The sequence below is a fragment of the Aeromonas sp. 5HA1 genome (assembly GCF_029237245.1).
In the GTDB taxonomy this organism is placed as follows: domain Bacteria; phylum Pseudomonadota; class Gammaproteobacteria; order Enterobacterales; family Aeromonadaceae; genus Aeromonas; species Aeromonas salmonicida.
This window is the reverse complement of sequence record NZ_JAACFW010000009.1, coordinates 74,796-97,272: the sequence shown is the minus strand read 5'-3', so window position 1 is coordinate 97,272 and position 22,477 is coordinate 74,796. Positions and strand designations below refer to the sequence as shown.

At 59.8% G+C, this 22,477-nt stretch carries 18 protein-coding genes; 11 read left to right on the top strand and 7 right to left on the bottom strand.

Features of this window, described 5'->3' with window-relative positions:
* Positions 1-65: 65 nt before the first annotated feature.
* The 3 genes from lpxK to GWQ27_RS10290 form a co-directional block, all read right to left on the bottom strand.
* Positions 66-1,061, bottom strand: coding sequence for a tetraacyldisaccharide 4'-kinase (gene lpxK, locus GWQ27_RS10300; RefSeq protein WP_275907287.1), 996 nt, complete (start codon positions 1,059-1,061; stop codon positions 66-68).
* Entirely contained in the window at positions 1,061-2,830 is a 1,770-nt protein-coding gene (gene msbA, locus GWQ27_RS10295) for a lipid A ABC transporter ATP-binding protein/permease MsbA (protein ID WP_212540360.1), read from the bottom strand. The genes lpxK and msbA overlap by 1 nt, the downstream gene beginning before the upstream one ends.
* Before the next feature lie 260 nt (positions 2,831-3,090).
* Entirely contained in the window at positions 3,091-5,292 is a 2,202-nt protein-coding gene (locus GWQ27_RS10290) for a DNA internalization-related competence protein ComEC/Rec2 (protein WP_275907286.1), read from the bottom strand.
* A 27-nt stretch (positions 5,293-5,319) separates the two neighbouring features.
* Here GWQ27_RS10290 and GWQ27_RS10285 point away from each other — a divergent pair, with 27 nt between their 5' ends.
* From GWQ27_RS10285 to GWQ27_RS10275, 3 genes are all read left to right on the top strand, one after another.
* The gene (locus GWQ27_RS10285) at positions 5,320-5,832 is read left to right on the top strand and encodes a DUF2062 domain-containing protein (protein WP_021139626.1); all 513 of its coding nucleotides are present in this window, start codon (positions 5,320-5,322) and stop codon (positions 5,830-5,832) included.
* The gene (locus GWQ27_RS10280; RefSeq protein WP_256684398.1) at positions 5,829-6,314 is read left to right on the top strand and encodes a DUF2062 domain-containing protein; all 486 of its coding nucleotides are present in this window, start codon (positions 5,829-5,831) and stop codon (positions 6,312-6,314) included. Before GWQ27_RS10285 ends, GWQ27_RS10280 begins: the two co-directional genes overlap by 4 nt.
* Before the next feature lie 160 nt (positions 6,315-6,474).
* The gene (locus GWQ27_RS10275) at positions 6,475-7,986 is read left to right on the top strand and encodes a helicase HerA-like domain-containing protein (protein WP_275907285.1); all 1,512 of its coding nucleotides are present in this window, start codon (positions 6,475-6,477) and stop codon (positions 7,984-7,986) included.
* Positions 7,987-8,074: 88 nt separating this feature from the next.
* Here GWQ27_RS10275 and GWQ27_RS10270 read toward each other — a convergent pair whose 3' ends face one another.
* The 3 genes from GWQ27_RS10270 to GWQ27_RS10260 form a co-directional block, all read right to left on the bottom strand.
* Positions 8,075-9,265: an amino acid aminotransferase gene (locus GWQ27_RS10270; RefSeq protein ID WP_275907284.1), complete on the bottom strand. Its 1,191-nt coding sequence runs from the start codon at positions 9,263-9,265 to the stop codon at positions 8,075-8,077.
* Positions 9,266-9,438: 173 nt separating this feature from the next.
* On the bottom strand, positions 9,439-10,380 hold the full coding sequence (locus tag GWQ27_RS10265; protein ID WP_275907283.1) for a hypothetical protein: 942 nt from the start codon (positions 10,378-10,380) through the stop codon (positions 9,439-9,441).
* A 218-nt stretch (positions 10,381-10,598) separates the two neighbouring features.
* On the bottom strand, positions 10,599-11,654 hold the full coding sequence (locus GWQ27_RS10260) for a porin (protein ID WP_265422359.1): 1,056 nt from the start codon (positions 11,652-11,654) through the stop codon (positions 10,599-10,601).
* Between the two features lie 381 nt (positions 11,655-12,035).
* Between GWQ27_RS10260 and dinG the strand changes: the two genes are divergently transcribed.
* The 3 genes from dinG to GWQ27_RS10245 all read left to right on the top strand — a co-directional run bounded on the left by dinG (position 12,036) and on the right by GWQ27_RS10245 (position 15,936).
* A complete protein-coding gene (gene dinG, locus GWQ27_RS10255) occupies positions 12,036-14,108 on the top strand; it encodes an ATP-dependent DNA helicase DinG (protein WP_111587593.1) in 2,073 nt (690 codons plus the stop codon).
* Between the two features lie 174 nt (positions 14,109-14,282).
* Positions 14,283-14,942 (top strand): DUF2057 domain-containing protein, encoded by a 660-nt coding sequence (locus GWQ27_RS10250; RefSeq protein WP_265462262.1) that lies wholly within the window; start codon positions 14,283-14,285, stop codon positions 14,940-14,942.
* A gap of 64 nt (positions 14,943-15,006) precedes the next feature.
* Complete coding sequence (locus GWQ27_RS10245) at positions 15,007-15,936, top strand: histone deacetylase (protein ID WP_275907282.1); 930 nt, start codon at positions 15,007-15,009, stop codon at positions 15,934-15,936.
* A 122-nt stretch (positions 15,937-16,058) separates the two neighbouring features.
* On the opposite strand, the gene ylqF is transcribed toward GWQ27_RS10245, so the two are convergent.
* The gene (gene ylqF / locus GWQ27_RS10240; RefSeq protein ID WP_275907281.1) at positions 16,059-17,009 is read right to left on the bottom strand and encodes a ribosome biogenesis GTPase YlqF; all 951 of its coding nucleotides are present in this window, start codon (positions 17,007-17,009) and stop codon (positions 16,059-16,061) included.
* 334 nt (positions 17,010-17,343) lie between these two features.
* On the opposite strand from ylqF, the gene GWQ27_RS10235 reads away from it, so the two are divergent.
* The 5 genes from GWQ27_RS10235 (at position 17,344) to rnk (ending at position 22,326) form a co-directional block, all read left to right on the top strand.
* Complete coding sequence (locus GWQ27_RS10235) at positions 17,344-18,735, top strand: alkaline phosphatase (protein ID WP_265422361.1); 1,392 nt, start codon at positions 17,344-17,346, stop codon at positions 18,733-18,735.
* A gap of 11 nt (positions 18,736-18,746) precedes the next feature.
* Positions 18,747-20,138: an alkaline phosphatase gene (locus tag GWQ27_RS10230; protein WP_275907280.1), complete on the top strand. Its 1,392-nt coding sequence runs from the start codon at positions 18,747-18,749 to the stop codon at positions 20,136-20,138.
* Positions 20,139-20,196: 58 nt separating this feature from the next.
* On the top strand, positions 20,197-20,883 hold the full coding sequence (locus tag GWQ27_RS10225; RefSeq protein ID WP_058394315.1) for a hypothetical protein: 687 nt from the start codon (positions 20,197-20,199) through the stop codon (positions 20,881-20,883).
* Positions 20,884-20,963: 80 nt separating this feature from the next.
* Complete coding sequence (locus GWQ27_RS10220) at positions 20,964-21,698, top strand: transporter substrate-binding domain-containing protein (protein ID WP_275907279.1); 735 nt, start codon at positions 20,964-20,966, stop codon at positions 21,696-21,698.
* Positions 21,699-21,930: 232 nt separating this feature from the next.
* Positions 21,931-22,326, top strand: a complete 396-nt coding sequence (gene rnk / locus GWQ27_RS10215; protein ID WP_005320129.1) for a nucleoside diphosphate kinase regulator — start codon at positions 21,931-21,933, stop codon at positions 22,324-22,326.
* The last annotated feature ends 151 nt before the right edge of the window (positions 22,327-22,477 follow it).

The window sequence follows — 22,477 nt, the reverse complement described above, 5'->3', positions numbered from 1 at the left end:
GGGCCGAAATACCCCCCTTCAACCATGTCGAGCGGGTGATATAACCAGGCCCCTATGATGTCGCGTCACAATCCGGAGCCTGAACGCGGCACTGTCAGCGATGGCAGTTTTTGCAGCAAGGTATCGAGCAAGGAGGCAGGCAACTCGGCACTGACCGGCAGATACCACCAGCTATCCAGCGCAAACGTCCGGCACTTGACCGCGTCTTTTTCTGTCATCAGCAGCGGACGCTGCCCGAAGCGGGCGACCAGCTCATCGCGGTCAAACGCATGATGATCCCCATAACCAACCTGCTGGTGCAACTCATACCCCAGCCCGGCCAAGGTAGCAAAAAAGCGGGGGGGATGGCCTATGCCGGCCAGGGCATCCACCGCACTGGGCAAGGGCTCGGTGGCCTGGGCATCATCCCGCACCCGGCGCGGCACATCGGCCACCAGGCGCATGGCATACTCTCCTTTGGCAGGCTCACCGCCATTGCAGATGATGGCATCGACCCGCTTCAACCGGGTAACAGGTTCACGCAGCGGCCCCATGGGCAGCAGGCAGGCATTGCCAAAGCGGCGTACCCCATCCACCACCACCAGCTCGATATCGCGGGCCAGCCCATAGTGCTGCAGGCCGTCGTCGGTGATGATGATATCCACCTCACCGCTTTGCTCCAGCAGCCGCACCGCATCGGCTCGCTTGGGGGCGACCACCACGGGGCAACCACAGCGCCGGGCGATCAGCACTGGCTCATCGCCCGCCTGCGCGGTCGTGCTGGCGGCATCGAGCCGATAGGGGTAATGGGGCGCCTTGCCACCATAACCACGGCTCACCACTCCGGGCCTGAATCCGCGAGCTTGCAACTGCTCCACCAGCCAGATCACCACAGGGGTCTTGCCGTTGCCGCCCACCGAGATATTGCCCACCACCACCACAGGGACAGTGGCACGATAGGCTGTGAACCAGCCACGCCGATAGGCGAAGCGGCGCGCGCCGCTAAGAATGGCAAACAACAGGGCAAAAGGGGCCAGCAACCAGCGCCAGCCGCTCTTGCCGTACCAGAGTTGCTGCAGCATTAGCCCTTGTTACCCACGGAAGTGTTACCGAACTGGATGGCGCGCAGCTGGGCATAGGTACCCTGGTTGGCCATCAGGGCTTCATGATTGCCACGCTCGACGATATGACCCTCGTCGATCACCAGGATCTCGTCCGCCTTCTCTATGGTGGAGAGACGGTGGGCGATCACCAGGGAGGTGCGCGCCTTGCACAGCTCGTCGATAGCAGCCTGGATGTGACGCTCTGACTCGGTATCGAGTGCCGAGGTCGCTTCATCCAGCAGCAAGACGGGGGCATCGCGCAGCAGAGCGCGGGCGATGGCAATACGCTGACGCTGACCACCGGACAGCGAAGCCCCGTTCTCGCCGACCACGGTATCGTAACCCTGGGTCATCTTGCTGACGAACTCGTCGGCATGGGCGATACGGGCGGCCTGCACGATCTGGTCGCGGCTGTATTTCTCTTCCGCCGCATAGGCGATGTTGCTGGCGACAGTGTCGTTGAACAGGTGCACATGCTGGGAGACCAGGGCGTACTGCTTGCGCAGCTCGCTCAGGCGGTACTCGCGAATGTTGACGCCATCCAGCAGGATCTCGCCCTGCTCCACGTCGTAAAAACGGGTCAGCAGGCTGGCGATGGTGCTCTTGCCGGAGCCGGAGCGCCCCACCAGGGCCACGGACTTGCCCGCTTCCACCTTGAAGCTGACGTTGTGCAGCGCAGGGGTGTCCTTGGTCGGGTAGGTAAAGGTGACATTGCGAAACTCGATCTCGCCACGGGCACGATCCAGGGTACGGGTGCCAGTGTCCTCTTCCGGGGTGGAATCGAGCAGACCGAACAGGCTCTGACAGGCGGTGATGCCGCGCTGGAACTGGTTGTTCACGTCGGTCAGGCTTTTGAGCGGCTTGAGCAGCATCATCATGGAGGTGACCATGACGGTGAAAGTACCGGCAGTCAGGGTCGCCTTGACCGAGTCTATGGTCGCCACGTAGAGGAAGACGGCCAGCGCAACGGAGGCCACCATCTGGACGATGGGGCTACCGATGGCATCGGCAGCCACCATCTTCATGGTCTGCTGACGCATATGGTTGCTGACGCGGAAGAAACGTTTCTCTTCCACCTGCTGACCGCCAAACATCAGCACCTCTTTATGACCCTTGAGCATCTGCTCGGTCGAGGTGGTGATGTCGCCCACCGCCTGCTGTATGTGGCGGCTGATCTTGCGAAAACGTCGGCTGATGAGGCCAATGAGGATCCCGACGACCGGGCCTACCACCAGGAAGATCACCGACAACTGCCAGGAGTGCCAGAACATCAGACCGAGCAGACCGATCACGGTCGCCCCTTCCCGCACCAGCGAGACCAGGGTGGAGCTGGCAGCAGAGGAGACCTGACCCGCGTCATAGGTCACCTTGGCCAGCAGGTTGCCGGTGTTCTGGCGGTCGAAGAAACTCATGGGCATGGCCATCAGGTGACTGAACACCTGCTGTTGCAGCCGCATCACCACATGGTTGCCGACCCAGGCCATACAATAGTTGGAAAGGAAGGTGGCACAGCCACGCAGGGCAACGATGCCAAGCACGAAGAAAGGCATCCACTTCAGCACACTGCTGTCATTGCCATTGAGGCCCTGATCGATCAGCGGCTTGATGGAGTAGACGAAGGTGGTATCCACGGCGGCATAGCCCAGCATCCCTATGATGCCGCCGACCAGACCCAACTTGCGATCCCGGACATAACCGAGCAGACGCTTGAAGACAGGCCAGCTGTCTTGTGAGGTTTCTTGTTGCATGAATAGCCGTTAATAAGGGAAATGACGGGGTATTCTAGCCAAAGCTTGGGCATCCACCAAGCGCCGCCATCTCGATACCCGCAACCCAAGGGGGAAATGACGGATTAATGCCCAAGCCAAAACTTGAACATCCACCAGGCGCCGCCATCTCGATACCCGCAACCCAAGGGGGAAATGACGGATTAATGCCCAGGCCAAAACTTGAACATCCACCAGGCGCCGCCATCTCGATACCCGCAACCCAAGGGGGAAATGACGGATTAATGCCCAGGCCAATGCTTGGGCATCCACCAGCTGCCACCTCGTCGATACCAAGGCCCCAAGTCGCGCTCGGCGCGGATATTGAGCCCGCCAGACGCGGGTTCAATCAGGATGGCGCCATCCTGTCCGGTCACCCATTGGCGAGCCTGTCCATACCTGGCAACCACTTCGGGGCGAGGAAAACCCCACTGATTGAGATACCCTGCGCTGTGTACCACATAGCCCGCCCCCACAGCCTCGACAAAGGGCACAGTGGATGAGGTGCGACTGCCGTGATGAGGACTCACCAACAGGGTGCTGGCCAGACCTTCTCCCTCCAGCAACACCAGGCGCTGCTCTGCACGCTGCTCTATATCCCCACTGAGCAGCACGCTGTGTTGGCCATCGCTGATGCGCACCACACAACTGTCGTTATTGCGGCCATGCCCCGGGCGTTCCGGCCACAGCACCGCAAACGTCAACCCTTGCCAGCGCCACTGCTGGCCACGCTCGCATAGCAACACTGCCGGCTCGAATGCAAACGAGGACAACTCCCCCCGCACCGGCAATGCCTTCAGCAACAGTTGGCGATTACCGGCATGATCCCTGTCTTTATGGCTGATAATGAGCCGGTCCAGCTGCTTGATCCCAAGATGACCCAACACAGGCAAGATCACCGCTTGCGCCATGTTGTAGCCGCCGGGATAACTGTCGCCGGTATCATAGAGGATGGCCCGCTCACCTCGGCTGATCAGCACCGCCAACCCCTGCCCCACATCCAGCACACGCAACTGCCACCCTTCGGAAACAGGCCAACAAGCCAATAACAGAGCGACACCACCTGGCAACCAGATCCAGCGCGCCTGATACCAGCGCCAACCGAACCAGAGCAATAGCAGCAGGGCGCACAGCGGTACCCACCAACCGGGAAGTGGCCACCAGAGCTGGAATCTGGCAGCCAACCAGCCGAGCAGGCCCGTCATCCAACCGAGACCCAGATCTGCCACCCAGAAGAGCCCATGGCCCACCGCGGGTAAAAGCAGCGAACAGAGAACACCGAGCAAGGCCAGCGGAATAATGACAATGCAGAACAGCGGCAACGCCAGCAGGTTGATCATCATGGCCAATGGCGCTACGCCCTCGAACAGCGCCAGTTGCAGGGGTAACAGACCGAGTAACAACCATAACTGGAGCTGCCACAACCGTGGCTTGGCATTGAGATAGCCCACCAGCAGCAAGATGGCGACCGCCAGAAACGAGAGCCAGAATCCGGCCGAATAGAGAGCAAAAGGATCCCACAGGCAAAGCACCACAAACGCCCACAACCAGACCCGATAGGCGGGCCAATCCCGCTTGCTCCAGCGCAACAGGCTCCACACCAGCACCATGATGAGGGCACGCTCTGTGGCCACTGCAAACCCTGCCAGCCAGCTGTAAATGGCGGCAAACAGCAGGGCGACCACAATGGCCCCCCTCAGCCCGAACAGCCGCCCAAGCCACCAGCCGAGCACGGCGACCAATGCGATATGCTGGCCGGAGATGGCGATGATATGGGTCAGACCACCGCCACGAAAAAGATCCCACTGCTCATCGCTGATACCGCTGCGCTCGCCAAAGGTGAGGGCCGCGAGCAAGGGAGCCTGGGCCAATCCCTGCCAACTGGCGGTGGCCTTTGCCAGCCAGCGATCACGCAAACCAGGGGAAGCTGTCTCTATATCTATGACGCGGCGCAGGTTGCCGGTGGCGTTGATCCCCTTGCCAAGCAGCAGACGTCGCCCATCCATCCCCGCCTCGTTGGCAAGACCATGGGCCGGTTTCAACGACGTCACCAGGGTCACTGAGCTGCCCGCCGGCATGGCTGGCAACTGTTGATAGGCGTTGACCCGGATCAGGGGCTCAGGCGTCACCTCTCGCTCATCAAGGGAGGTCACCCGCAGCAGCAGCCGGACAAATTTATCACCCTGAGGCTCTGCACTTTGCAGCCGTGCGGTTATGATGTGGCTCCCCTGCGCTCCCAGTTGATCCAACCAGGCGAGTCGATATGACAGATTGGCCTGCATCCAGAGGACGCCAAGCAGGAGAAACAACAGCCGCCAGGCACGATAATATGCAAGGGGAACCAGCAGGCAGAGCATGACGCCCCCCCATGCGATGGAAGGCAACCATGGCCAGAGTAACGAGGAGCTTGCCCCAAGGGCAAACGACAACAAGCGCAGATCCATGGTGCAAGTATTTAGCAAGGTTTCAATATGCCCAAACGAATCATCAAACGCTGGATGCCGGATCAGAAGACGCTCAAAGAAAACAAGCGCTTGCAGTTGTTTGGTAACCTGTTGCTCGACAACAACCTCTGGCACCTCAATCGCCGTTCCGCCGCTGGCGCCTTCGGGGTCGGCCTCTTTATGGCCTGGATCCCCGTGCCCTGCCAGATGCTGCTGGCGGCTGGCGGCGCCATCGCCTGCCGGGTTAATCTGCCGCTGGCCGTCGCCCTGGTCTGGCTGACCAATCCCATTACCATGCCTCCCCTGTTTTATGCCGCCTATCGGGTTGGCTGCCTGCTGCTCGGCCACCCCGCCCAGCATGTCGACATCGAGTTTACCTGGCACTGGCTGAGCTCTGTGTTTGAAACCGTGGCACCGCCCCTGCTGCTGGGGTCACTGGCGCTGGCGATGCTGAGTTCTGTGCTCGGCTATGTCACGATCCGCCTGATGTGGCGTTTGAGCATCATTCGTCAATGGCGCCGCCGCAAGGCCCGTGCATGAAGCTGCCCCGTCTCAAACTCGACCCCGATACCCTGCGCCAACAGAAGTGGTTTGCGCTGTTTGGCGATCGCCTGCTGGCACCAGCCTTGTGGCAAAGAGGCAGTCGCGCCCTGAGCGGCGCCGTGGCGGCCGGTATCTTCGCCTGCTGGATCCCGGTCCCCATGCACTCGCTGATCGCCGTAGCTCTGGCACTGGCGTTCAGTCTGAATCTGCCACTTGCCCTGCTGGCGGTCTGGTTCAACAACCCGGTGACGCTCCCCTTCATGTATCTCTATGCCTACCGCACCGGTTGTCTGGTGCTGCACAAGACGCCGGAGCCATTCCATCTCACCTGGTCCCTGCACTGGCTTGAGCACGAAGCGGCAACCCTGGTGCCCCCTTTCCTGCTCGGTAGCCTCTTGCTGGCGGTGCTGACGGCCATTCTGGGGGCTGTGCTGACGCTACTGTTGTTGCAACTGGGCAAGCTGATCCGTCCCCGCTGACCCGGCAACCCCTTGTCAAGACAGACCTTGTCCTGACAAGGGGGCTATCCCCTTGCTTCCCCTTATCCCTTGCCTGCCCCCGCTTGCCATCATTTGGCTCTGCCGCCACACTCCTTGTAGCTAGCTGCCCCACACCACCCGCCAGGACAAGGAGTCCACCATGGCCGCACCACTGACACTGGCCTATGCCAATGGCCAACCGCTCTCCCTGCTACCGGCCATGGCCAATCGCCATGGTCTCATCACAGGTGCCACCGGCACGGGTAAAACCGTCACCTTGCAGGTACTGGCGGAGGGATTCTCCCGCCTCGGGGTGCCGGTCTTTCTGGCAGATGTAAAGGGAGATCTCAGCGGCCTGGGCGCCGCCGGTGCCAGGTCGAGCAAGCTGGATGCCCGACTTGCCCAGCTCGGTATCCCAGCCCCCGCCTTTGCCGCCAACCCGACCCTCTTCTGGGATCTGTTCGCCGAGCAGGGGCACCCGGTGCGCGCCACCGTCTCCGACATGGGTCCCTTGCTGCTGGCCCGTTTGCTCGGCCTCAACGACACCCAGAGCGGGGTGCTGGAGCTGGTATTCAAGGTGGCGGACGACGAGGGCTTGCTGCTGCTCGATCTGAAAGACCTGCGCGCCATGGTGCAATTTGCCGGTGAGAACGCCAAATCCCTCACCACCCGCTACGGCAATGTGTCGACCGCCTCCATAGGCGCCATCTTGCGCAACCTGCTCACCCTGGAGAGCGCGGGTGGCGGTCACTTCTTCGGCGAGCCCATGCTGGACATTCAGGACTTGCTGCAAACCGACGAGGTCGGCCACGGCCATATCAATGTGCTGGCGGCCAGCAAACTGACCCAGTCCAGCCGCCTCTATGCCTGCTTCCTGCTCTGGCTGCTGTCCGAACTGTTCGAGCAATTGCCCGAGGTGGGCGATCCGGACAAACCCGTGCTGGTGTTCTTCTTCGACGAAGCCCACCTGCTGTTCAACGATGCTCCCAAGGCACTGCTGGAAAAAATAGAACTGGTGGTGCGCCTCATCCGCTCGAAAGGAGTGGGCGTCTATTTCGTGACCCAGAGCCCGGCCGATATTCCCGACAGCGTGCTGGGGCAATTGGGTAATCGGGTTCAGCATGCCCTGCGCGCCTTTACTCCAAGTGACCAAAAAGCGGTGCGTATCGCCGCCAACACCTTGCGCGCCAATCCGACCTTCGACGCGGCTGGCGCCATCACAGAACTGGGGGTGGGCGAAGCCCTGGTCTCCCTGCTTGATGAGAAGGGTCGCCCGAGCGTAGTGGAACGCGCCTTTATCGCCCCGCCAGCCAGCCGCATCGGGCCACTGAGCGAGGCAGAGCGACTTGCCCTGATCCGGGGTTCCCTGCTCTATGGCAGATACGAGACTCGCGAGGATCGCGAGTCAGCCTTCGAGCGGCTCAATGACGGCAAGAGGGAAAATGCAGGCTCGCTGACTGACCCCACAGAGACGCCGCCAGCGACGGGAGGTCTGTTCGATACCCTCAACGGCATTCTGTTTGGCCGAACAGGCCCGCGCGGAGGCCAGCATGATGGTGTGGTGCAGACCGCAGCCAGGAGCGTGGCCCGCACCATAGGCAACGAAGTGGGGCGCCAGCTGGTACGCGGGGTGCTCGGCTCTCTGCTGGGAGGCAACAAGCGACGTCGCTGAGGTGCAAACAGCAGGAACGAAAAAGCCCGCCAGAGATCCTAGCGGGCTTTTTACTGAGCGAATATATCACCGAACAACGAGGGCTCGCTTACAGCACCTTGGCGATGGCCTCGCACAGGGGATCTATGTTGGCACGGGTGATCCCGGCCACGCTGATCCGGCCTGAACCGACGATGTAGATGGCAAACTCGCTCTTGAGCTGTTCAACCTGATCCTTGGAGAGACCGGAGAAGGAGAACATGCCGTTCTGCTCGCGGATAAAGCTGAAGTCCTGGCTCACGCCGAGGGCCGCCAGCTTCTCTACCAGCAGCTCGCGCATCTCGCGAATGCGCACTCGCATGGCCGCCACCTCTTCAACCCACTCTGCATAGAGGGCCGGATCGCTCACTACGGCAGTGACGACAGCAGCACCGTGTGACGGCGGGTTGGAGTAGTTGGCACGGATAACGGTCTTGACCTGGGTAAAGGCCACATCGGCAATCTCTTTGCGCGCGCTGACCAGAGTGAAGGCGCCGACCCGCTCGTTGTAGAGGCCGAAGTTTTTGGAGAAAGAGCTCGCCACCAGCAACTCGTCATGGCACTCGGCAAAGATGCGCAGACCTTCGGCATCTTCTTCAATACCACGGGCAAAGCCCTGATAGGCGAAGTCAAACAGCGGCAACCAGCCAGCGGCGGCGCTCTGCTTGGCCAGGGCGCGCCACTGATCGCTCGTGGGGTCGATACCGGTCGGGTTGTGGCAGCAGCCGTGCAGCAGCACCAGTTCACCTGACTGAACCTCGGCCAGCGAGGCTTGCATGGCGGCAAAGTCGAGCCCCTTGGTAGCGGCATCATAGTACTTGTACCACTTGACGGAGAGGCCAGCGGCCTGGAACACGCTCACATGGTTGGCCCAGGTGGGATCGGAGATCCAGATGGTCTTGGCCAGACCGTTGCGCACCACGAACTCGGCGGCGATGCGCAGGGCACCGGTACCGCCCGGCGCCTGAGCTGTCTTGGCGCGACCGCTGGCGACCAGCGCTGAATCTTGCCCGAACAGCAGTTGCTGCACTATGCGGCCATATTCGATATTGCCTTCAATACCGAGGTAGTTCTTGGTCTTCTCGTCGGTAAGCAGCTTCTGTTCTGCTTTCTTGACACAGTGAAGGATTGGGGTAGCTCCGGTCTCATCCTTGTAGATCCCGACCCCCAGATTGATCTTGTGGCTGCGAGAGTCAGCGCGGAAGGCTTCGGTCAGGCCCAGGATCGGATCCGCTGGGGCGGCAACAACCTTTTCAAACATGGTATTCCCTGTATTCCGTTGAGTTCGTTGGTGGCAAAGCGTGTTGGCAAACCGTCTGTCGCACGCAAAAACGTGGCAGACAAAAGCGCCCGTTTGACGAGCGCTTCGTCAACTCTTTATATCACTGCGCTCAATGGGGGAAAACCGCTTTCTCAACGGCATCTGCAGCAATATCAACCGATGGCATGCCATGCTGGCGCCAGGGCGCACACCTCGGCAGACAAGCCACCATTGGACTCAACCAAACCGCTACAAACTGCTAACAAAGGTCTGGGGATACGGCTCGGTTCCCAGGGGCGAGAATCGGTCAGCGGCTGGGCATAGGCTGCCATTATGGGGGGCAAGCCGGTTGGCAACCACCAGCTGGCAGGACGACCGAGCCGCTGGGCCAGTGCCAATACCCGATCCACTCCGGCAGGATCGAGAGAGGTGAGATGGCTCCACTGTACCTTGGGCGGCAACGCCGCCACCATCTGCTGCAAGGCGAGCTGGGCAGTGGCGGGCGCCCAAACCAGCAGGGTTCCTGCACAAAGGCTTAGCTCAGCAAAGGCACCGACACTGTCGGTGGTGATCACCCGCTCAATCTCCCCCTCCCCCCACAGTATCTTGCCAAGGCCTGACAGTGTGCGCTCCGGCACAGCCACTTCCCCCAGCGCCTGCAACCAGGGCGCTGCATCGAGCAGGGTGCCACCGCTGAAAAACAGGCTGAAAGGCACAGGCGCTCGCAGCCGCAGCAGCTGATCGGCACAGAGCCGAATTCCCTTGTCCTCGAAATCGATCTGCTCGACCGGACTGAAGGTAGCCTCAGGTTTACGATAGAGTGCTGCCAGTACCCGATCGTTGACCCGCTCCCCCAGTTGCCAGCCATGGGCCTGCAGCCACTCTTCAGGTTCAGGGGGCGCGGTGGCAATCTCGGCCAGCATCAGCTCGCGAGTCAGGTAACGCCGTCCGGCCGGGGTCAGCTCATAACTGTGATTGCCAAGGGCAAGCAGCAACTGGTTGTCCTTGAGCAAACCCACCAACGGCAGGTACTGACGAGCCCGGATCACCACAGGAGAGTGGTCCAGTAACTGGCGAGCCAGTTGCCGCCATTGCGGGTGACTGAAGTCAATCAAGCGTTGCCCTTCCCTGTTTGTCGAGCATCCTTCAACGAGTGGAATAATCTAGCGATTCACTGGCAGAGAGCCAAGGGCAAAAAAGAGACAACGTGAACTGGCGCAGGCGGAAATGGGGAAGCATGAACGAAGTAGGCAGAAAAAAAGTCAGGATCGGATAAAGCAAAACGGCCAAGCAAGCTTGGCCGTTTATCAACTCAATCTACGCCAAGGCTAGATTAGAAGTTGTATTGCAGAGCAGCAGTCCAATTGTCGTCTTTGCCTTCAACACCGTTGATTTTGTACTCGGTGTAAGCTTTCAGCTTGGAAGTGAACGAATACTGAACGCCCAGCAGGGTAGCATCCATCAGGTCCTCGTAGGAAGAACCGCTCAGGTTGGAATTTTCTTTGCCTTCTTTGAAGTTGTAGCCGGCCAGGAAGGTCCAGGCATCAACGTTGTAGGTAGCGGCCAGTTCGTAACCACGACCCTTGTCTTTGCGACCAGAGGTATCATTCTTCACATCAGCTTGGGTGTAAACACCAGCGAAGTTGAAGCCGTTGATAGCGTAGTGTGCGCCCAGCGCCCACTCGGATTTCTCACCGGTAGCGTCTGTGGTCTTGGCTTCCAGATCGGAGTAAGCATAACCGGCATTGAAGCCCAGACCGAAGTCAAAGTCATACCCAGCTGCAGCTGCATATGCATACTTACGCTTCACATCCGGGAAGACGGTAGACTTGATGCCACCAGCAACGTCAGTGATTTTCTCAACGGTATCATCGTTGGTTTGATAGGACAGCTTGCCCTTGAAACCACCGATGGCGTTGGAGTAGATAACCTGGCCTTCTTGACGACCGTCGTAGAAGTTACCTTCACTTCCCCACTCGTTGAAGATATCGGTCGGCTCCAGCACGTCGTAAAGTGCGGTATCGGTTTGACCGAAGATGATCTTGCCGTACTGGGTACCGTCAAAACCAACATAGATGTGACGGGAGTCAAACTTGTTGTCGGAGTTTTCAGCGGAAACTTGCCACTCGGTCTTGGCGATACCGGACCAAGTGTTGTTCAGCGCAACTTTACCGGACCAGCCCAGACGGGAGGAGCCAATCAGTTCGCCATCAACATCTTTGTAACCAGAAGCGGCTTTAGAGTCAGCTTCGTTGGTGTCACCGTAGTAGTTAGCCTGAACCCGACCGTATACGTCAAAGGTGGTACCGTCTTTGTCATAGATCACTGCGGCGTTAGCGGCGGATGCAAACAGAGCCGGGATAGCAATAGCCAGAATTGTCTTTTTCATAGTTTCCAATGCCTACTGTAATTAAACACTAAGTTGTTGTTATTCCCTGTGTTAGCGATGTTCTTTGCATCACTATGCAGCCGAGACTAGCACCGGATTTTTTGAACCGCAATGAAAAAACTTGGAACTTTTTACCAAACTCATAGTCTTAGCGAAAAAAGTGTGATCTGAATCTCATATTATTTGCATGCCAAGGGAAAACGTTTACAGCGATAATCGCTGGCTTTATCAGACCACTTTGGTGATTTATCGCACAATAGCGACGGCGCACCTTATAAATAGAAGAAGAGGTCAAATTTGTGCGCTGAGCCATGCCTCGACCCGGGTTGGCAGTTACAGGTATCCTGTCTCCCTTCACTCCCCGAAACGGTCTTTTCTTTCATGCTCTCTACCCGCCTCAAAGCCGCCATTCGCAATACCTATCGTCAAATTGCCGATGGTTTACCCGGTTTTGTACCGCGCAAGGAGCAGAATTTTCTGGTAGCGGAGATCGCCAAGACCCTGACCGGGGAATATGACAAGCAGCGCCGTATTCTGGTGGCCGAAGCGGGCACTGGTATCGGTAAATCCCTCTCCTATGCCCAGGGCGCCATTCCGGTGGCACGGCTGACCCAGAAGAAGCTGGTGATCTCCACCGCCACTGTCGCCCTGCAAGAGCAGTTGATCCACAAGGACCTGCCCTTTTATCACCGCCACAGCGAACTGCCATTTCGCTTCATGCTGGTCAAGGGCCGTCAGCGTTACTGCTGCGAGCATCTGCTGGAGCAAGCTGCCAGCGGCACCGAAATGGCCAACTTCGAATTCAACTTCGACGCACTCAGCAAACACAAGCCATCCGACTCTGACAAGGAGCGCTATCAGGCGCTGTGGCAAGCCTATACAGACGGAAAATGGGACGGCGATCGGGACAACTGGCCAACGACCATTCCCGATCTCTGCTGGAATCGCATCGCTGCCGACCGCCATACCTGCAACAAGGCGCTGAGCCATCATCAGCACTGCCCCTTCCATCGCGCCCGCAACGACATGGATGCCGCCGATGTGCTGGTGGTGAACCATGCCCTGCTGCTCTCGGATCTCACCATGGGTGGCGGCATCATTTTGCCGCCCCCCGATGAGTGCCTCTATGTACTGGATGAAGCCCACCACCTGCCCACCATAGCCCGGGATCACGGCGCCGCCTCGGCGAGCGTCAAGGGTTCCCGCCGCTGGCTGGAAAAGTTGACGCAAAGCGCAGGCAAACTGGCCAGGACGCTGAACAAGGACAGCCTGCTCGATCCCCAGTTGAAGCTGCAGGATGCACTGGCCTCACTGCAACCGGATCTCAAGGCCCTGGATCAGTGGCTGGGTGCCAACGACAAGCTGTTCAATGGTGAGGCGCATTATCGATTTGCCGAAGGCGTATTGCCCGATCCCCTGCCCATGCTGGCGGAAAATCTGAAAGAGGCGAGCAAGAAGGCGCTGCGGGCACTGGACAGGATGCAGGGTGCCATTGGCGAAGCCTTGAAAGATGGCGAGATCCGGCGCAAGGAGGCCGAGCCCCTGCTGGCGGAGAGCGGCTTCTACCTGCAACGGCTGGAGAGTTTCTGCGCCCTGTGGGAGATGCTGGGGCGCCATGTGCCCGAGGGCAAGACACCCCTCGCTCGCTGGATGGCCAAGAGCGATGATGGCGACATCTGGTTGCACGCCTCCCCCATAGAGGTGGGTTATCTGCTGGAGGAGTGGCTCTGGTCCAAGTGCCTCGGCGCCGTGCTGGTGTCAGCCACCCTCACCGCCCTCTCCTCTTTCAGCTATTTTCGCCATCAGGTGGGACTGAAAGAGCATGACGGCACCCGTTATCTGCGCCTGCGCTCCCCGTTTGACTACCAAAAAGCCGAGCTCTATCTGCCCAAGATGGAACATGAGCCCAGCTCCCCCGCCTTTACCGAGGAGCTCATCAGTGTGCTGCCCCGCATACTGGCAGGCAAGGAGGCAAGCCTGGTGCTCTTTTCCTCCTATCGGCAGATGAACGAAGTAGTGGCAGGGCTGAGGGCCAAGGGACTCTCCTTGCTGGTACAGGGTGAGGCATCCCGCAATGCACTGCTCACTCTGCACAAACAAAAATGCGATGGCGGTCAGCCCAGCATTCTATTTGGCACCGGCAGCTTCTCGGAAGGGCTGGACTTGCCCGGTCACTACCTCACCAACCTGGTGATCACCAAACTGCCGTTTGCGGTGCCCAACTCGCCAGTGGAAGAGGCCACCGCCGAGTGGGTAGAGAAACGGGGTGGCAACCCCTTCCTGCAACTGACGGTGCCGGAAGCCTCTCGCAAGCTGATCCAGGCCTGCGGCCGCCTCATTCGCAAAGAGGCGGATCGGGGCCGGGTCACCATCCTCGACAGGCGTCTGCTGACCAAGCGCTATGGCAAGGGACTGCTCGATGCATTGCCCCCCTTCAGTCGCCGGATTGAATAGGGCCAGCTCTGAACTGGCCAGCATGGCCCACTGGCATGACCACTGTTTCATAGCAAAGTGAGCAGCAGGGTAAATATGAGGCACCATAAACGCCTATTGCCGCCCTTGGGCAAACCTGTAAAAATGAGCCCCTGTTTTTCAGTGGGCAATCGCCTGACTGTTCAAGGAGATGAAATGAAACTGACTGTTCTGGTGCCGGCTCTGGCTGGTCTTTTGTGGGCAGGTAGTGCCCTGGCCGATGCCCAATTGGAAGTCACCAATCCTTATGTTGCCCAGTTGATCGATGGCCAACCCATCAATCCCAAGCTGCTCGACAAGAGCAACACCTACCCCATCAAGGCGGGTGACCATCAACTGGTCGTCGCCTTCGAAGGCAACTACTCCAGCCGTAGCGACATCAAACTGGTGACCGCCGAGCCGCTGGTGATCAACTTCACCGCAGCCGACAACCAGAAACTGGTACTGGACTTCAAGAAGCCGCGCAACGAAAGCGAAGCCAAGCAGTTTGTAAAGGATCAAAAAGTCGTTCTGAAAGACAAGAACAGCGGCCAAATCGTTGCCAGCGAGCAGTTCGTGATGCCAAAGGTCGAAGGCTTCCAGCTGACCCGTGACTATCAGCAAGAGCTGCTGGGCATGGGCAAAGCCTTCAACCAGCCGACCACAGTCGCCGTTTCTACCGCCGCCGTCATGGCCGCCGCCAGCGCGCCGGTACAAGTTGCCCCGAGCAAGGCTCAGAGCAATCCGGAAGCCCTGACCCAGCTGCAGAGCTGGTACAACAAGGCCGACGCAGAAACCCGCAAAGCCTTCCAGATCTGGATTATCCAGCAGCAGTAATGGCGTATCGTGCAAAAAGGGGAGCCTGGCTCCCCTTTTTCATACCCCATCCGGTCTGACACCCATGTCACTGCGCATCTTCCATCACCCTTATTACTCCTCTCTGGCGCTGCCCGCACGCCATCGCTTTCCCCTGGCAAAATACCAGGCCCTGTTTCAGACGCTCAGCACCCGGGGCTATCCGCTCCAGGAGACACAAGTCGCAACCCGAGCGCAGATCTGCCGGGTTCACGACAGTGACTATGTGAGTGCCGCACTTGCAGGCCAGCTTGACGATAACGCCATTCGCCAGCTCGGTTTTCCCTGGTCGCCACGGCTCATCGAGCGCACCCTGCTCTCGGTCGGGGCTACCCTGGCCGCCAGCCGCCACGCTCTCGAACAGGGCTGCGGACTGCAGATATCCGGCGGCTATCACCACGCCCACCGGGCTCATGGCAGCGGTTTTTGTCTGTTCAACGATCTGGTGATTGCTGCGCAAACCTGCCTGGACGAGGGACGCTGCGATCAGGTGCTGATCGTGGACCTCGATGTCCATCAGGGGGATGGCAGCGCCGCCCTTTGTGCCGGGCGGCGTGACATCATCACGCTGTCGCTGCACGGGGAGCACAACTTTCCCCGCCACAAGCCGGCCTCCCATCTGGACTTTGCCCTGCCAAGCGGCATGCAGGACGATGCCTATCTCGACACCCTGGCGCAGGCACTCACTCTGGCGCTGCGCCTGTACAAACCCGACCTCGTCCTCTATCAGGCCGGGGTCGATGTGCACCATGCCGACGAGCTCGGCTATCTGGCCTTGAGTGATGAAGGCATTCGCCAGCGGGATGCCATGGTATTTGACTGTGCAATCAAGCATGGGTTGCCTGTCGCCGCTGTGCCCGGTGGTGGTTACCGTCGGGAATGGCAACAGCTGATCCCGCTGCACATGACGCTGTTTGAGGAAGCGCGCAAGCGCTTTGGCCAAACCAGCATGCCTGCCGTGTACCAGGATTCATAAAAAGAAGAGGCGACCCCTTGGGTCGCCTCTTCTTTATTATCTTGTCTCTTTACCTCAACCACACAGGCGTCAAACGGTCCGCTCACGCTTCGCGAACCTGCCTTGGCGGGATAACGTTGAACCTACTTTTGACGCTTCCTGGCGTACTTGCGACGGGCGCGCGCCTGACGCTCATCTTCCCGCTCGGCCTTCTCCTTGGCCTTTTGCGCCGCGTCCTCTTCGGCCGCGACTATCTCGACACTCACCATCTCGGGAGTTTCCAGCGAGATGCGGCCCAGCAGGCCGGAGCGGAACTCGTTCACCAGGATTTCTGACGCCTTGTGCAGGTCGGCCAGGCCGCCTTTGCGCATGAAGGCGCGCTGGCGGGCGATCATCTCCAGCAGCTCGATCTCGGTTTCCGGCAGTTCGCTAATCTGGTAGCGCGCCTTGATGCGCTCCGGATAGGCCTTGATAAAGTAGTCGGCGGCGAACATGGCGATGTCGACATAGTCAAATACCGTGTCCTTGATGGCCGCCGTGACCGCCAGACGATAACCGCAGGAGGGCGGGTTGAGCTTGGGCCAGAGGAAACCGGGGGTATCTGTCAGGACGACGTTGTTGTCCAGCTTGATCCGCTGCTGGGACTTGGTCACCCCTGCCTCGTTGCCCGTCCGGGCTATGATGCGACCAGCCAGGGTATTGATCAGGGTGGATTTGCCCACGTTGGGGATCCCCATGATCATGGCCCGCACGCCGCGCAGCTCCAGGTTGCGCTCCGGCAGCATCTCGTGGCACAGGGTCAGCAGCTGCTTGATCTTCTCGGGCTCCTGCTGGGTCAGCGGCAGGGCCTTGATCCCTTTCTCCTTTTCCATGTGGGCCACCCACAGCGCCGTGATCTCGGGGTCGGCGAGATCCGCCTTGTTCAGCACCTTGATCACAGGGGTATCGCCACGCAGCTCGGGCACCAGCGGGTTTTCGCTGGAGAAGGGGATGCGGGCATCGAGCATCTCTATGATGACATCGACCTGTGGCATGACCTCGGCAATCTCTTTGCGGGCCTTGTGCATGTGGCCGGGGAACCAGTTGATGGACATATCCGTTACTCTCTAAATAGGGGCTGCGGGCGCTGGCTTGCTATGGAACGAGCGGCGGGCGATGGCAGACGTCAGGCGTCGCAAGGGGGCGCATTTTACCTGCTGGCGCCCCGATTTGACAGGTCATTCTAGCCATCAGGCCATAAAACCACCAAGCCGCCATGAAGGGAGAAGAGTGGCGGCCCGGCACCAATCTTCCTCAGCAATTGACACATAACATACTGATATAATGTAACATTTATTTCATCTTTTCATACAACCGTCACCGATAATCAGTAAAAGTGTCATCTCCTGCCTCTAGGCTGCGCTCAGGTTTTACAAGGAGCGAACCCCAATGAGAAAAATGGCAGGACTTGCATTGATGATCGGCGCCGCCCTGGCTGCCGGCTGCAACTCCAACAACGACAGCACCACACCCGACCCCAGCGCCAGGAATGTCATCTTCTTTCTCGGTGACGGCATGGGCCTCAATACCCTGACCGCGGCCCGCATCTACGGTGTCGGCGAAGAGGGCAGTCTCACCATCGATACCCTGCCAGAGACGGCCTTTATCAAGACCTTCTCCCACGATGCCCAGGTCACAGATTCCGCTCCTTCCATGGCGGCCTACATGACAGGGGTCAAGAGCAACAACGGCGTCATCAGCATGGACGGCGATGCCACCTATGAAAACGACTGCAGCAAGAGTGCCGGCAAGCCGGTCACCACACTGCTGGAGCTGGCCAAGGCCGACGGCCGCGGTACCGGTGTCGTCACCAGCACCCGGGTCACCCACGCCACACCGGCTGCCACCTATGCCCACATCTGCAACCGGGATCTGGAAAATGACATCGCCGTCCAGCTGGTGCCGGGCGGCGCCGGTTACAACGGCGCCCTGAAAGAGGGGTTGGATGTGGTGCTCGGCGGTGGCAGCGGCTTCTTCCTGCCAAAAGCCGACAAGGGCAAGCGGGAGGATGGCCGCAATCTCATCAGCGAGATGCAGGCCAAGGGCTACCAGTTTGCCAGCAACCTGAGCGAGTTGAACAAGGCCGAGGCGGGCAAGCCGCTGCTGGGACTGTTCGGTTCGAGCCACATGAAATATGAACTGGACCGCCCGGCCGATGAGCCTTCACTGGCACAGATGACGCTGGCCGCCATCAAGCAGCTCAAGGACAAGGAGAAGGGTTACTTCCTGATGGTGGAAGGGGGCCGCATCGATCACGCCCTGCACGACACCAACGCCAAGCGTGCCTTGCAAGATACCCTCGCCTTCGACAACGCCATCAAGGCCGCCATCGATGAGGTGAAAAAAACCGACCCCGAGCTGAAGAACACCCTGATTGTGGTCACCGCCGACCATGATCATACGCTCGTGCTCAACGGTTATGCCAAACGCACCGGCAAGACCACCACAGGCAACCCGGGTGTACTCGGGCTGGTGAAGAACTACCAAACCGGTGAACCCAACAAGGATGCCGATGGCATGCCTTACACCATCATCGGCTTTGGCAACGGCTACAACCGGGTGGATGGCCCGCGCAGCAGCGTGGCACCGCTGGACGATGCCACCGTCTCTGCCAACGACTATCACCAGGAGGTCGTGGTCAAGGTCGGCGACATTGGCAACGAAACCCACGGCGGTACCGACGTCTTCCTCGGCGCCATCGGCCAGGGAGCGGACAGCTTCCACGGCTCTCTCGACAACACAGCCGTCTTTGGCAAGGTCAAGGCTGCAGCCAAGCTGTAAGGAGCACTTTCATGAGCAAACAGATGAATACATCCATCAAGCACACCCTGGTCTGCGCCGCCCTGTTCAGTGCGCTGGGCGCAACCACCCAGGCCCAAGCCGGTGACGCCAAAAACGTCATTCTCTTTATCGGTGATGGCATGGGCCCCACAGTGCTCACCGCCACCCGCCTGTTCAAAGTCGGGGAAGAGGGCAACCTGGAGATAATGAAGCTGCCACGCAGCGCCCGCATCAAGACCTTCTCCAACGATGCCCAGACCACGGATTCGGCCCCCTCCATGGCGGCCTATACCACGGGGGTCAAGATGAACAACGAGGTAATCGCCATGAGCAGCGACACCCTGGCCGTGGCGCCCAGCAAGGATGCCAACGGCAACAAGGGCATCAACAACTGCACCGCCGACAACGGCAAGCCGGCGCCCACCATACTGGAGCTGGCCAAGGCGGCCGGCAAGTCGGTTGGCGCCGTCACCACCACAGAGCTGACCCATGCCACCCCGGCGGCCACCTATTCCCACATCTGCCACAGAGATGCAGCCTATGCCATCGCCGAACAGGCGGTGCCGGGCGGCGCCGGCTTCAACACCGCCCTCGGGGATGGGGTCGATGTGCTGATGGGGGGCGGTGCCAATCACTGGACCCCTTACAGCGCCAGCAATAAAGGTGGCCGCGCCGATGGTCGGGATCTCACCGCCGAGCTGGCCGCTCAGGGATACAACTATGTCACCACCCAGAGCGAGCTGGCCAAGGTCAGCAGCGGCAAGGTGCTGGGTCTGTTCAGCACCAAATCCCACCTCGATTACGAGCTGGACCGCGTCGCCAAGGGGGATGCCAATACCCAGCCGTCCCTGGCCGAAATGACCGCCAAGGCGATCGATCTCTTGAGCCAGAACAGTCAGGGTTACTTCCTGATGGTGGAAGGGGGCCGTATCGATCACGCCCTGCATGGCACCAACGCCAAGCGTGCCCTCACCGATGCGGTGGCACTGGATGAAGCGCTCAAGACGGCGCTGGGCAAGGTGGATCTGAACGATACTCTGGTCGTAGTGACTGCCGACCATGACCACACCATGACCATCAACGGCTACTCCGCCAAGGGCAACCCTGTGCTGGATCTGGTCAAGAGCGGTGATGGCTCGACCCAGAACGACGTGGATGGCAAACCCTTCACGACCCTGGTGTTTGGCAACGGCCCCAACCGCCCCGATGTGCGCCCGACCCTCACCAGCGACGAGGTGATGGGTAACGACTACCTGCAGGAGACAGGCGTCAAGCTGGGCTCCGAGACCCACGGTGGCGGTGACGTCATGCTGTTCGCCGATGGCGCCGGCAGCAGCCGCTTCAAGGGCACACTGGACAATACCAAGGTGTTCGGCAAACTGCGGGAGGCGCTCGGCCTGTAAGCAGCGGGGGCCCGGCTTCACCCTGAGCCCGGGCCCCGGCTCTTTCGAGCGACAGATGATGATGCGATGCTTGCTTCCTTTATTGCTGCTCGGCAGCACCTTCTCTTTTCATGTCCATGCCGATGACACGCCCCCGGATCTCGCCGCCCGGATCAGCTATCAGGACAGGGTCACCAGCAGCGATGGCATAGCCCGGGAGAACCATTGGCAGGAAAAATGGATACGGGTCGACAACCAGGTGTGGAGCCAGCGATTGATCCCCCTGCCCCTGGCCCGTGCCTATCACGCCACCCACGATGCTACCCCTGGCCACAAGCACTTTACCCACCAGATGGCGGCCCGCTGGGTAACCCGCGACACGCGCGGTGAGCTGCAACTGCGCTACGCCGACGCCTGGCACAACCAGTTGGTGGAGGTGCCGGTGGAAGAGTATGGTCAGGTGGCCTTCAAACCGGATTGGGAGCGGATCCGCTACCTCATCAACCCGGCCCTGTTGCAAGAGATGACCCCGCTCGATGAGGCGGCTCCCGAGCAGGCACGCTGGTATGAAAAACGCGAGGGCAAACAGCGCACCCGCATCCTCTGGTCCAGCCGATGGCAGATACCCCTGGTGGTGGAATCCGCCAGCCTGGACGGTTATCGCAGCTACCGGATGGAGGTCACTCTCAAATCCTTGCCAAAGCAGTTGCCCTGGCTGCAACTGGACGGTTATCAGACTCTGGATCTGCGGGACTTCTTCGACTGATCCTGTCCCCTGCATGGGGTGAGCTGACTTGCGGTAACGGGATGTTACACTCTGTGTACTCATCCCGGATCCGGCCTCTTATGCGCATTCCCGTTTTGCTCCTGCTGCTCTGCACCGCCCTCTTCGCTGGCGCTCAGGCCCACGCCGTCGTGGTCCTTGCAGCCGAGATCCCCCCTTATGTCATTCGCTCCAACCAGGGAGCTCCGAGCGGCATGGCCATAGAGGTACTGGAAGAAGCAGCCCGTCGCCTCAAGGAGCCCTTGACCATAGAGCTGATGCCGCTGGCCCGCGCCCTCAGCCAGACTCACTATCGCCAGGATGTGCTGCTGCTGCCACCGGCCAGAACCCCCCAGCGTGAACCTCTGCTTCTCTGGGTTGCCCCCCTGCTGGACGAAGCCTTCGTGCTGGTGGGCCATCGCCAATTCCACCCGGCGCCACTCACTGTCAAAACATTGCCAGGCCTGACCATAGGGGTGATGCGTGGCTCCCACGGTCAGAACCTGATCCAGCCGCTTGGTCGGGTGAAGCAGGACCCGGTCACCGACGAGGTCAGCAATGCCAACAAGCTGGCCCGAAACCGCATTCAGGGCTGGGCCGTTGCCTGGAATACGGCCCGTTACAACCAGCAGCAGGCGGGCTTGCCACTGACGGATCTGGTGCGTGGCGATACCCTGCAAGAGAGCACCCTCTATCTTGCCGCCAGCCCCCGTTTTCCCCCTGCCGACGCGCTGCGTTGGCGCACAACCATTCTGGCCATGCACGACGATGGCAGCCTGGCCCGCATCCTCAAGCAGTACGATTATCAGGCCCCCTGACAACCCTATCAGGATAATTGCCAAAGCAGTCCAGAATGGTTATGGTATCCCCATGAAAGCGTTCAAGATTTTTCCAAGCCAGCTCACACCCCGTTGAGCCCCCGCCCTCGCCCCTGACAGCGAGTCGTTCGGGGGCATCGCCTTCCCGATCTGTTTTTTCGTATCCAATACTCTTTTTGCGACCAGCTTGCCTGCCATCCTGGTCATATAACCCATTGATAAGGAATATCTTATGCAAAAACCTAATCTTGTGATTTCCAGCCTGGACCTGGATCGTATCGAACAGTTGCTCGGCAACCACCCCCAACACCTGGCACTGCAAGAGGAGCTGGATCGCGCCGAGATGCGCGAACCGGCCGACATGCCGCCGGACGTGGTCACCATGAACAGCACTGTGCGCTTCAAGATGCAAAACAGCGAAAACGAATTTTGCCTGACCCTGGTCTATCCAAAGGATGTACAGGGGGATGAGTCCAGGATCTCCGTGCTGGCACCGGTCGGCAGCGCCCTGCTGGGGCTGAAGGTGGGCGACAGCATCGCCTGGCCGGGCCCCGCCGGTCGCACCATCCAGGTCGAGATCTTGGAAGTGGTCTATCAGCCGGAACGAGCGGGAGAGCTGCACCGCTAGCTGCCAACACGGGCATGCGCCGACAGCCTTCGGCGGCGGCGCTTGCTCTTGTCTGCTCCCGGTCCCCCCTAAGCTCTGAGCTATCCCCTCCCCTGATCCCGATCAAGCTTTAGGGCTTAATCCGCCCCTATCTTGACCACAATTTGTGCTT